Raw genomic sequence first — 11,054 nt, 5'->3', positions numbered from 1 at the left:
GCTGGCCGCCGTGATCTCGGCCATGATGTCGGTCACACGTTTGACGCTGTCGACAATCTCGTCCATGGTCTTGCCGGCCTCGGCCACCTGGCTGCTGCCCTCTTCAACCTTGCTCACCGAGTCGTCGATCAGGGTCTTGATCTCTTTGGCCGCTGCCGCACTTCTCTGGGCCAGGTTTCTCACCTCGGCGGCCACCACCGCAAAGCCTCTGCCCTGCTCGCCGGCCCGGGCCGCTTCGACCGCGGCGTTCAGGGCCAGGATGTTGGTCTGGAAGGCAATGCCGTCGATCACGCCGATGATGTCGACGATCTTTCGGGAGGAGGCGTTGATGGCGCCCATGGTGCCCACCACTTCGGCAACGACGCTGCCGCCCTTGACGGCCACGCTGGAGGCGGTCACTGCCAGCTGGTTGGCCTGGCGGGCGTTGTCGGCGTTTTGTTTGACGGTGCTGGTCAGCTCTTCCATCGATGCGGCGGTTTCTTCCAAGGAGCTGGCCTGCTCTTCGGTCCGGGACGACAGGTCGTGGTTGCCGGCGGCGATCTGGCTGGAGGCTGTGGCTATCGTGTCGGTGCCGCTGCGGACTTCGCCGACCACCTTGGCCAGGCTGTCGTTCATGCCCCCGAGGGCTTGCATGAGGTCACTGACTTCATCCTTGCCTGTCACCTTGACCCGCGACGTCAGGTCGCCACCAGCCACTGCTTGCGCCAGCAACAGGGCTTCGCGCAGCGGATGGGTGATGCTGCGGGTAAAGACCCAGGCCAACGCGGCGCCTATGGTCAATGCGGCCAGACCCAGGCCAAACAGCAGAACCGACAGCTGCTTTCCGGCAGCGACGGCCTCGTCCAGCGTTTCAACAACGTTGGCTTGCTCCAATTCAACCAGCTTGTTGATCTCGACCATCGCTTTCTGGTGCGCCGGTTCAATGCGGCCGGCAATGATTTTTGCCGCGCCTTCGGGATCGAAAGCCAGGGCCTGTGCGACAGCCTCGAGGAAGGGTGCCTCGATCTCCTTGTCGAGCCGCGCAATCTCGGCGACCATTTTCTTTTCGGCTTCCGAGAGGTCGGTTGCCAGCAGCTTGTCGCGCGCCTGGGCGGAACGCTTGCGTTCAGCCTTGCCCCTTGCCTCCTGCGCCTGCATGGCACCGACGTCCGACTGAAGGGCGATGTTGCGTATGGCGATCCCGCCTTCGAGCAAGGCGCTGCGCATGGTGGCGGCCAATGCGCTTTTCGCATTGGCTTTCTCCAGCCCCTCGATCATTACCGTCCTGTTTTGCAGACCGATCCAGGTGTTGGTAACGAGCACCAGGACAAGAATCATCAGGATGATGCCGAACCCGATGCCAAGACGCGCGCCGATACGCAAACTACGTAAATTCATGATCACTCCAAAGCTAACGTACTGTTGGTTCCTGCGGAAAGCAGGCATGCAACGCGGCAGGGGCGGCTGCGAATCAACCACGCCCGTCCATTGTCAATTTGTAAAAAGCCTGTGCTGCCGCATGGCGGCCTCTGCCATCCGATGGAATGGCGCCGTCATGCGGCATGGACGGTTCTTATTTGTAGATGCCGCCCATGAAGATGATGTCGTCGACCTTTTCGACGTAAGACGATTTTGGCTCGACGGCCTTGGTGATGGGGTTGGGCCACTTGTAATCGACCCAGCCTTTGCCCTTGCCGCCGGCTACTTCGACAAAGCCCTTGACGAAATATTTGCCATCGACATCCTTGAGTTCGATGAGGCTCTTGTCGATGAGCTTGGCGTTCGCGCCGTGGGCGAGCACCTTGCCGTTCATGTCCAGGACGGTAATGTACAGATCGCGGTCCTTGAACTGGCCATTCGGATTGCTGATTTCTGCGAAAGCCTTGTCCTTGCCGTTGGCTTTCATGTACGCGGCTGCCTTCTTGACGAGCGCGGTGGCTTCTTCGGCCGTTCCTTTGTCCGGGGCAGCCACGGCCCCGATGTTGAATGACAGTGCCAACAGGCCGAACACGATTCCGTGGAACAGTTTTTTCATGATTGAATTTCCTTGATCTCTAAAAAATCCGGACTGCCGGACAACTTGTAAACCCCATTTTTCGCAAGCACTGCAAGCAGTCACCAGAGCCTCCACCTCGTCTGCCTCGTTCCGACAAGAGGACGGTTCCCGTATCGCAGCCACCCGCACTTGACAGCTTGTTGACAGCTGCTTTCATGGATAACGGCAATCCTTTTGGAATGTTGAGGGTATCTACGGGTTTTCCTGCATGCTCCAGGCGCCACGCCGGCCCCGGGTCACCTGAAACACCTCCAGTTCCTCCGCCCCTTCGCGGGCAGCCCCTACACTGCAGGGCATGAAAACCGCCGACATTGCCCCGTTTTTTGCCACGCTCAAAGCCTCCAACCCCCTGCCGGTGACCGAACTGGAATACAGCAGCGTGTTCGAGCTGCTGGCGGCCGTGCTGCTGAGCGCCCAGGCCACCGACGTGAGCGTGAACAAGGCCACACGCAAACTTTTCCCGGTGGCCAACACGCCGCAGAAAATTCTGGACCTGGGCCAGGAAGGGCTGGAGGGCTACATCAAGACCATAGGCCTGTACCGCAGCAAGGCCAAACACCTGATGGAAACCTGCCGCATGCTGGTGGAGAACCACGGCGGCCAGGTGCCGCGCAGCCGCGAGGCCCTGCAGGCGCTGCCCGGCGTGGGGCGCAAGACGGCCAACGTGGTGCTCAACTCCGCGTTTGGCGAGGCGACCCTGGCGGTGGACACGCATATCTTCCGCATGGGCAACCGCACCGGGCTGGCACCGGGCAAGACGCCGCTGGAAGTCGAGCTGAAACTGCTCAAGCGCATTCCGCCCGAGTACCTGGTGGACGCGCACCACTGGCTGATCCTGCACGGGCGTTATGTGTGTCTGGCGCGCAAGCCGCTGTGCTGGCAGTGCGCGGTAGCGCCGTATTGCGACTACACGCCGAAGACGCCGCAGCCGGGCTGAGGCCGGGGTGGCCGTTGCGGACATGACCCGAATGGAACTTACATAATTCAAAAAGGCTGTCATCCCGGCTGGCGGGTTTCCCGGTATTCGCGGCTTATGCAAGTGCCATTCGACTTGACGCCGCCCAGATCTGCACCCCAGCGCAGGTGGTCTGCGCCGCATGGATCCCGGATCAGGTCCGGGATGACAACTCCGCAAGGCATCCCCCGCCTGTCATTGCGGGCTTGACCCGCAATCCATGCTACGCCCGCCAGCGACCGTGGTTCATGCAACATGGATCCCGGATCGAGTCCGGGATGACAAACGGGAGCCAGGATGACAGGCTGGGGGCCGGGATCACAATTCCAGCAACAATGCGCCATGGACTACTTCGTCTATCTCATGGCCAGCGGGAAAAATGGCACCTTGTACATCGGCGTTACTAACGATCTGGTTCGCCGCGTGTATGAACACAAAAATGCAACCGTCGAGAGCTTCACAAGCCGCTACGCTGTTGATCAACTCGTGTGGTTCGAGATCACACCATCCATCGAAGCGGCCATCCACAAGGAAAAGCAGCTCAAGAACTGGAAGCGAGAGTGGAAGTTGGCGATGATCGAGAAGTCCAATCCGGAGTGGCGGGACCTGTACGCGACGCTGCTTTGACGATACATGCCCTGCGAGGCTCACTTGGCTACCGACCACGCAGCTACGAAGATTCACTCCTGTTTTGATAGCTGCTCGCGCTTGCCCCGCCTGGGCTGGAGGCCGATTTGATATCAAGCCTCCATGAAAAACGCCGCCCAGGGGGCGGCGCTCATCGGTTCACCGGCAGGCCGGGCGCGGCTCAGAACAGCATGTTGGGCAGGAACATGGTGATGGCTGGTACGTAGGTGATGATCATCAGGAACAGCAGCAGCACCAGCGTCCACGGCAGGGCCGCGCGCGCCACGCCGAGAATGGACATTTTGGTGATGCCCGCGGTGACAAACAGGTTCAGTCCCACCGGCGGCGTCACCATGCCTATCTCCAGGTTCACCACCATGATGATGCCCAGGTGAACGGGGTCTATGCCCAGCCGCGTGGCAATGGGAAACAGGATGGGCGCCATGATCAGGATGATGCCGGTCGGCTCCATGAACATGCCGGCGATCAGCAACAGGATGTTGACCACCACGAGGAACTGCCAGGCCGGCATGCCCCAGCCGATGATGGTTTCGGCAATGGTCTGCGGAATGCGTTCGGTCGTCAGCACATGTGCAAACAGCAGCGCATTGGCCACGATGAACATGAGCATGATGGTGACCTTGCCGGAGTCCAGCAATACCTTGGGCACCTGTTTCATGCCGATATCGCGGTACACGAACACGGCGATGAAGAAGGCGTAGATGGCCGCCACGGCCGCGGCTTCAGTCGGCGTGAAGATGCCGCCGTAGATGCCGCCCAGGATGATGACGATCAACAGCAGGCCCCAGAGCGAGTCGCGGCCGGCCTTCAGGATCTCGCCCAGGGGCGCACGCGGCTGGCGCGGCAGATTGAGCATGCGGGCACGCACGTAGATGGCCAGCATGAGCATCAGGCCGAGCATGATGCCCGGTATGACGCCGGCCATGAAGAGCTTGCCGACCGAGGTCTCGGTGGCGGCGCCGTAGACCACCATCACGATGGAGGGCGGGATCAGGATGCCCAACGTGCCGGCGTTGCAGATGACCCCCGCCGCAAAATTCTGCGGGTAGCCGGCCTTGACCATGCCGGCGATCACGATGGCGCCCACCGCAACGACCGTGGCGGGCGATGAGCCCGACACCGCTGCGAACAACATGCAGGCCAGCACCGACGCCATGGCCAGGCCACCCCGGAAGTGCCCGATGCAGGCGTTGGCAAACCGGATCATGCGGCGCGCCACGCCGCCCGTCGTCATGAAGTTGCCACCGAGAATGAAAAACGGAATGGCAAGCAAGGTGTACAGCTCGGAAGTCTCGAACAGCTTGAGCGTCAGCGAGGCCAGCGAGTCCTGTGCAAACACCAGGATGGTCAGGATGGACGACAGGCCGAGTGCCACCGCGATCGGCATGCCCAGCGCCATGAAGGCCAGCAGCAGGATGAACAGTGCAGCGATGGTCATGAACGCACCTCGCCGACGGCCGGTTCTTCCTTGAGCTTGAGCGCGTCCTGGGCCTCGTCACCGAGCAGATGGGCTTCCTGGCCGCTAGCCAGCCGCCACAGCACCTGCGCAAAGCGAAACGCCAGCAGCAGGAAACCCAGCGGCAGGATGATGCGCGGTATCCAGGTCTGGATGGGAATGTCCTGCATCAGGATGCCGACGCTGTAAATCTTGTAGACATACTGGTAACTTCCGAAAGCAACGATCAGGGCATACACGATGCACAGCGAGGCCGCGATCGACTCGACCACGCGGGCCGGCCGGTTGCCCAGCAGCTTGACCGCGGCATCGACGCCGATATGTGCACCGACGCGCACGCCGTAGGACATGCCCACAAAAATCAGCCACGCAAACATGACGCCGGTGAGTTCCAGCGCCCAGACAAAGCTGTAGTTGAAAACGTAACGCGCAATCACCTGCATGAAGGTGACCAGGGTCATCGCCGCCATCAGGAAGGTAATCAGGCCTTCCTCCAAATGTTCCAGCCAACGCATAGATGTACAAAGGGCCCGCAAGGCGGGCCCTTTCCTTGTGGTTACTTGTTGGCCTTGAGGGCGCCGTCGATCAGGTCACGCCCGATGTCGCCTTCGAACTTCTTCCACACCGGCTCCATGGACTTGCGCCAGGCGGCCACATCGTCCTTGGACAGCTTCTGGATTTTCGCCTTGCCTGCGTCGGCAATTTTCTTGCGGTCGGCTTCGTTGATGTCCAGCGCCAGCTTGTTGGCATGGGCAGTGGCTTCGGTCATGGCTTCACTCAGACCCTTGCGCACGTCGGCCGGCAGGCCGTCCCACCACTTGACATTGGTGACGACCATGTAGTCGATCACTCCGTGGTTGGTTTCGGCAATGGTCTTCTGCACTTCATGGAACTTCTGCGAATAGATGTTCGACCAGGTGTTTTCCTGGCCATCGACCACGCCGGTCTGCAAGGCCTGATAGACCTCGGCGAACGCCATTTTCTGCGGGTTGGAGCCCAGCGCGCGGAACTGTGCCTCGAGCACGTCGGAGGCCTGAATGCGGAACTTCAGGCCCTTGACGTCATCGGGGCGAACCAGCTTGTCCTTGTTGGTGGACAGTTGCTTCATGCCGTTGTGCCAGTAGCCCAGGCCAAGCAGGCCACGGCCCTTCATGGCCTCCAGCAAAGCCTTGCCCTGCGGGCCGGACTGGAAGCGGTCCACCGCCTCGATGTCGTCAAACAGGAAAGGCAGATCGAAGACCTGGATCTTCTTGGTGTAGCGGTCGAACTTGGACAACGACGGCGCGATGAACTGCACGTCGCCGAGCAGCAGCGCTTCAAGTTCCTTGGCATCACCGAACAGCTGCGAGCTCGGGAACACCTGCACCTGCACCTTGCCCGGGAGTTTTTTCTCGGCGAGCTCCTTGAACTTCAGTGCGCCCTGCCCTTTGGGTGTCTGCTCGGCCACCACGTGGCTGAACTTGATCACGATGGGGGCCTGGGCCGATGCGGCGAACGGCAGTGCAAGGGCGCCGGCGGCAAGCGCCGTGGCAAGAAGGGTGCGACGCAAACGATGGATTGTTTTCATGATGTCTCCTGGTTAAAAAAAGGTGCGGATTGAGCATCCGTCTGGATGGGAATATAGGCTTGTCAGCGCTCGATCACCATACGTACAAACCGATGCCTGGCATGGTTTTTCAGCAGCGGCGCGGCGCGTCCCGTCGGGTCTCCCACTGGGGAAATGCCCCGTGTCGCCGCTTGGAGGTACAGCGCCCATCTTGCGGCGAGTGGCTCCAGAAAACATTCGGACAAACCCTTCTCAGGCACGGTCAGGCCCTCCATGCCCATGAGATACATCGGCTGCACGGGCCAGCGTGCGCTGCGCGAGCAGCAACACCGGCGCATCCACCATGCGGCCGTCGAGGCTGACCACCGCACCGCCTGCGGCCTCACTGGCAGCCAACACACGACGCGCCCAGTCGATCTCGGCCGGGCTGGGGGTGAACGCCGCATTGACCGCCGCCACCTGCGCGGGATGAATACACAGCTTGGCACCAAAGCCGCCGCTGCGGCTGCGCAGCAAATCGCGCGCGAGTTGCGCCGCGTCCTGCGTGTCCGCCGTCACGCCGTCAATCGGTGAAGGGAGTTGCGCGCGGCGCGAAGCCAGCAGCACCGCCAGCCGAACCGCCGTCAGCTCGGCTTCGTCGGGTCCGCAAGCCAGGCCGGCATCGGCCTGGAAGTCGAGGTTGCCAAAGGCCAGCCGCAGCACCTGCGGGCAACGCGCCAGTGTGTCGGCGGCATCGAGGCCGGCAACCGATTCAATCAGCGGCACCAGCACGCACGCAGAGCCCAGCACCGCCGCGACATGCGAGAGCTGGGCCGCATGTTCGGCCTTGGGCAGCACCACGCCCGCCACGCCCAGCCCGACCAGCAGGTTCAGGTCGTCGCCATGCCAGGCCGTGTTGCCTGCATTCACACGCACCAGCACACGTGCGCGCTCTGCCATTGCGAGGCCAGCCCAGGCCTGCGCCAGCCCTTGCCGCGCCTGCGCCTTGTCGCCGGGGGCGACCGCGTCTTCGAGGTCAATGATGACGGCGTCGGCGCCCGAGGCCAATGCCTTGGCAAAGCGCTCGGGCCGGGTGGCGGGCACGAACAGGAAGGAGCGGGCCAGCGCCAGCGGCTGGCCGGCGGACTCGCTCATGCCTCGCCTTCCAGCAGCAAACCCACGCGCGGCAATGACGCGACCTGCCACAAGGCATCGATGGCTGCCTGCATCTCGCCCGGTGTGGCGCCGCCGCTGAAGGCGGCCAGGCGCAGCGCCTTGGCGGTGATTTCTTCGCGGCTCAGGGTGTTGCCGGGGTCGCCCTTGGGTTCGTCCACCCTGCCCTGCAGCACGCGGCCATCCAGCGTGGTGACGGTGACCTTGCCAATCCAGCGCTGCGGATAGGCCGCGTCCACCTCGGCGTCCAGCAGCATCGTGACCCGGTCGCGCAGGACCGTGGTCGCGTCTTCGCGGAAATGTTTGTCGAACTCGACCAGGCCGGCATGGCCGAACCGTGCGACCAAGGCCAGCACCGTGCCCATGGAGAACTTGCTCTGGTGCACCGTGGCCGGGTCCAGCACCGGGCCCAGCACGTCGATGGCGCCCTGGTGTACATGGGTGACCACACTGGCGATGTCGGCCGGTGCCAGCTGATGGACCTGCATGACCTGCAGCAGCGCATCGGCCGCCGGGTGGGTGTGGCGGCAGGACGCGTGGTATTTGAAGGAGGTCTCGGCCGTGGCCCAGCGTGTCCCCAGGGCGTCGGTGAGTTTGGCGGGATCAGCATCGCTGGACATGCCGGCGGCCATGCCTTGCGGGCCTTCGAGAATCTGCGCCGCGCCGGTAAAACCGTCCAGCGCCAGGCAGGCCGACATCAGGCCGGCGGCGGCCGCGTGAGCGGTGTGCAACTGTTTGGAGTCGGCGGCCGTGCGCAAAAACTCCCAGAGCCCGGCCGACTGCGTGCCGGCCGAACCGAAGGCGTGCTGCATCTGCGCCGCACTCAGGCCCAGCAGGCTGCCCGCCGTGGCCGCGGCCGCCAGCGTGCCGGCGGTGCCGGTGGTGTGAAACACCTTGTAGTGCGAGCGCCCCAGAAACTCGCCGACACGGATGCCGACCTCGTAACCGGCGACCGCGGCGGTGAGCATCTGCCTGCCGCTGCTGCCAAAGGACTGCGCCATCGCCAGCGCCACCGGGAACACCACCGTGGCGGGGTGGAACACCGAGCCGTTGTGCACGTCGTCCTGCTCAGCCACATGCGAGGCGGCCGCGTTGGCCATGGCGGCAAAGTAGGCGCTGGTCCGGCTGCGGTTGATCAGCACTTCGGCCACGCCGCCGGTCGGCCCCATGCTGGCGGCAAAACGCGTGATGGTCTCGACCGGACGCGAGCCCTTGCCTGCAATTGCCGAGCCGAACCAGTCGACCAGCAGGTCTTCAGCCTTGCGCACGACGGGCGCGGGAATGGCGTCGAAAGTCAGGCCGGCGGCGAAGGCGGCGAGTTGGGCGGTGGGGCTGGTAGCGGTTGGGGTCATCTCTGTTCCTCAGTCTCAAAAATCAAACGTGACACGATTCCAGACTTCTGGACTTCTGCCTTGTCATCCCGGACCTGATCCGGGATCCATGCAACAAGACCCACGGTCGCGGGAAAGTGCCACATGGATTGCGGGTCAAGCCCGCAATGACAGTCAATGGAAATTCATGCATCCAATATGGCTCCAGTCCTTATGGATAAAGCGCAAGCAGCTATCAATTAAATAGCGCCCGTCTGCTGCAGCGCGGCAACGGCGTCATCGCCCTGCCCCAGCTCCCGCAGAATGGCGCGGGTGTGCTGGCCGACGGCTGGGATAGGGTCCATGCGGTAGTCGAAGCTGTTGATGCGGCCCGGCGGCAGCAACGCGGGAATGTCGCCGACCGGCGAGGCCACCTGGCGCCAGCGGTCACGCGCCTTGAGCTGCGGATGCGCCCAGAGTTCGGCCATGCTGTTCATGCGGGCGTTGGCAATCTGGGCTTCGTCGAGCCGGGCGGTCACCTCGGCGGTGCTCATGCCGGCAAAGGCCGCAAGGATGATGGCCTTGAGCGCCTCGCGGTGCTCGTTGCGCCGCGCGTTGCTGTCAAACCGCGCATCGGTCGCCAACTCCGGCTGCTGCAACACGACCTTGCAGAAAATCACCCATTCGCGTTCGTTCTGCAGCCCGAGCATGACAGTGCCCCCGTCACCGGCCGCAAACGGACCGTAGGGATAGATGGTCGCGTGGGATGCCGCGCTGCGCGGTGGCGGTGGGGCACCGGCGTAGGCGTAATACATAGGGTAACCCATCCACTCGGCCAGCGACTCAAGCATGGACACGTCGATGTGCGAACCCTGGCCGGTCTTGCCGCGCTGCAGCAGCGCAGCCAGGATGCTGCTGTAGGCATACATGCCGGCGGCAATGTCGGCCACCGAGTTGCCCGCCTTGCAGGGCTCGTCGGGCGTGCCGGTCACCGACAGAAAACCGGCTTCGCTCTGGATCAGCAGGTCGTAGGCTTTCTTGTCGCGATAAGGGCCGTCGTCGCCATAACCCGAAATGTCGCAGACGATCAGTTTCGGGTTGGCAACACGGAGGTCGTCATAGCCCAGGCCCATACGCGCGGCCGCACCCGGCGCGAGGTTTTGCACCAGCACGTCGGCGGTTTCCAGCAGCTGTTTGAGCACGGCCAGTGCGCCGGGTTGCTTCAAGTCCAGCGTCAGGCTTTCCTTGGAGCGGTTCACCCAGACAAAATGCGAGGCCATGCCGTCCACGCGCTGGTCATAGGCCCGCGCAAAGTCGCCGACGCCGGGTCGCTCGACCTTGATCACGCGTGCGCCCAAGTCGGCGAGCTGCCTGGTGCAGAACGGCGCGGCGATCGCGTGTTCGAGCGAGATGACGGTGATGCCGTCGAGGGGTCTTGTTTGTGGAGTCATTGCGTATCCGTTGGGGAAGGTTGCGCTTCGGCCGCGTGTTTGATCGGGCGCTTGTTGTTCGCATGCGTCTGTTGGCCGGGGGTTGCCCGGCGGCAACTCACTTTCTTTTGCGTCGCCAAAAGAAAGTAAGCAAAGAAAAGGCGACCCTGCTGTCTGCGTCCCCCTTCGCTGGCGCTACGGGGGCAACCTGCGGTGCTCGGTCCAGCCGGGGCCGGGCTCGAACTCGCTACGCTCAGACAATCGCCCGTCCTGATCCGTCTGGACCTCCGCTCCTCGGCGCAGCCAGAAGGGTGGTGGGACCAGAAGCGGGTTCGGGTTCGCAATCGGGCTCCGGCGAGGACGCGCTTTGCGCGTCCTCGTCTCCCCGAATTGGTATTGGTATTTGTATTTGTATTTCTCCCAACCCGTCGGGCTGGGCCGAGGAGCGCAGGTAAAAGCGGATCAGGGCTCGCGATTGTCTGAGCCGAAGGCGAGTTCGAGCGAGACCCCGCTTTTGCCGAG

Annotated in this window: 10 protein-coding genes; 2 read left to right on the top strand and 8 right to left on the bottom strand. The window is 63.0% G+C overall.

Annotated features, from left to right (window positions below; genetic code table 11):
* Together B7X65_RS23560 and B7X65_RS23555 are read right to left on the bottom strand one after the other, a co-directional pair.
* Window positions 1-1,377 (bottom strand): methyl-accepting chemotaxis protein (locus B7X65_RS23560; RefSeq protein ID WP_293596664.1); only part of this gene is annotated, 1,377 nt, incomplete at its 3' end.
* A 175-nt stretch (window positions 1,378-1,552) separates the two neighbouring features.
* Window positions 1,553-2,014, bottom strand: coding sequence for a cache domain-containing protein (locus tag B7X65_RS23555; protein WP_293596663.1), 462 nt, complete (start codon window positions 2,012-2,014; stop codon window positions 1,553-1,555).
* Between the two features lie 316 nt (window positions 2,015-2,330).
* On the opposite strand from B7X65_RS23555, the gene nth reads away from it, so the two are divergent.
* Both nth and B7X65_RS23545 read left to right on the top strand, forming a co-directional pair.
* A complete protein-coding gene (nth, locus tag B7X65_RS23550) occupies window positions 2,331-2,972 on the top strand; it encodes an endonuclease III (protein WP_293596662.1) in 642 nt (213 codons plus the stop codon).
* A gap of 360 nt (window positions 2,973-3,332) precedes the next feature.
* Window positions 3,333-3,617, top strand: a complete 285-nt coding sequence (locus tag B7X65_RS23545) for a GIY-YIG nuclease family protein (RefSeq protein ID WP_293596661.1) — start codon at window positions 3,333-3,335, stop codon at window positions 3,615-3,617.
* A gap of 181 nt (window positions 3,618-3,798) precedes the next feature.
* Here B7X65_RS23545 and B7X65_RS23540 read toward each other — a convergent pair whose 3' ends face one another.
* The 6 genes from B7X65_RS23540 to B7X65_RS23515 form a co-directional block, all read right to left on the bottom strand.
* Complete coding sequence (locus B7X65_RS23540) at window positions 3,799-5,076, bottom strand: TRAP transporter large permease (RefSeq protein WP_293596660.1); 1,278 nt, start codon at window positions 5,074-5,076, stop codon at window positions 3,799-3,801.
* A complete protein-coding gene (locus B7X65_RS23535) occupies window positions 5,073-5,609 on the bottom strand; it encodes a TRAP transporter small permease (protein WP_293596659.1) in 537 nt (178 codons plus the stop codon). The genes B7X65_RS23540 and B7X65_RS23535 overlap by 4 nt, the downstream gene beginning before the upstream one ends.
* Window positions 5,610-5,650: 41 nt before the next feature.
* Entirely contained in the window at window positions 5,651-6,661 is a 1,011-nt protein-coding gene (locus tag B7X65_RS23530) for a TRAP transporter substrate-binding protein (protein ID WP_293596658.1), read from the bottom strand.
* 231 nt (window positions 6,662-6,892) lie between these two features.
* Complete coding sequence (locus B7X65_RS23525) at window positions 6,893-7,774, bottom strand: CoA ester lyase (RefSeq protein ID WP_293596657.1); 882 nt, start codon at window positions 7,772-7,774, stop codon at window positions 6,893-6,895.
* Complete coding sequence (locus B7X65_RS23520) at window positions 7,771-9,144, bottom strand: MmgE/PrpD family protein (RefSeq protein ID WP_293596656.1); 1,374 nt, start codon at window positions 9,142-9,144, stop codon at window positions 7,771-7,773. Before B7X65_RS23520 ends, B7X65_RS23525 begins: the two co-directional genes overlap by 4 nt.
* A 218-nt stretch (window positions 9,145-9,362) precedes the next feature.
* Window positions 9,363-10,553 (bottom strand): CaiB/BaiF CoA-transferase family protein, encoded by a 1,191-nt coding sequence (locus B7X65_RS23515; protein ID WP_293596655.1) that lies wholly within the window; start codon window positions 10,551-10,553, stop codon window positions 9,363-9,365.
* Between the last annotated feature and the right edge of the window lie 501 nt (window positions 10,554-11,054).

It is taken from the genome of Polaromonas sp. 39-63-25, from assembly GCF_002278925.1.
Taxonomy (GTDB): domain Bacteria; phylum Pseudomonadota; class Gammaproteobacteria; order Burkholderiales; family Burkholderiaceae_C; genus Polaromonas.
Note: the sequence above shows the minus strand (reverse complement) of the source record. Positions and strands in the feature narration are given on the sequence as shown.

Bases quoted from the DNA above. Each gene is read 5' to 3' on its own strand.
- B7X65_RS23555 (WP_293596663.1), bottom strand. From the start codon at position 2,014: ATGAAAAAACTGTTCCACGGAATCGTGTTCGGCCTGTTGGCACTGTCA.
- nth (WP_293596662.1), top strand. From the start codon at position 2,331: ATGAAAACCGCCGACATTGCCCCGTTTTTTGCCACGCTCAAAGCCTCC.
- B7X65_RS23545 (WP_293596661.1), top strand. From the start codon at position 3,333: ATGGACTACTTCGTCTATCTCATGGCCAGCGGGAAAAATGGCACCTTG.
- B7X65_RS23540 (WP_293596660.1), bottom strand. From the start codon at position 5,076: ATGACCATCGCTGCACTGTTCATCCTGCTGCTGGCCTTCATGGCGCTG.
- B7X65_RS23535 (WP_293596659.1), bottom strand. From the start codon at position 5,609: ATGCGTTGGCTGGAACATTTGGAGGAAGGCCTGATTACCTTCCTGATG.
- B7X65_RS23530 (WP_293596658.1), bottom strand. From the start codon at position 6,661: ATGAAAACAATCCATCGTTTGCGTCGCACCCTTCTTGCCACGGCGCTT.
- B7X65_RS23525 (WP_293596657.1), bottom strand. From the start codon at position 7,774: ATGAGCGAGTCCGCCGGCCAGCCGCTGGCGCTGGCCCGCTCCTTCCTG.
- B7X65_RS23520 (WP_293596656.1), bottom strand. From the start codon at position 9,144: ATGACCCCAACCGCTACCAGCCCCACCGCCCAACTCGCCGCCTTCGCC.
- B7X65_RS23515 (WP_293596655.1), bottom strand. From the start codon at position 10,553: ATGACTCCACAAACAAGACCCCTCGACGGCATCACCGTCATCTCGCTC.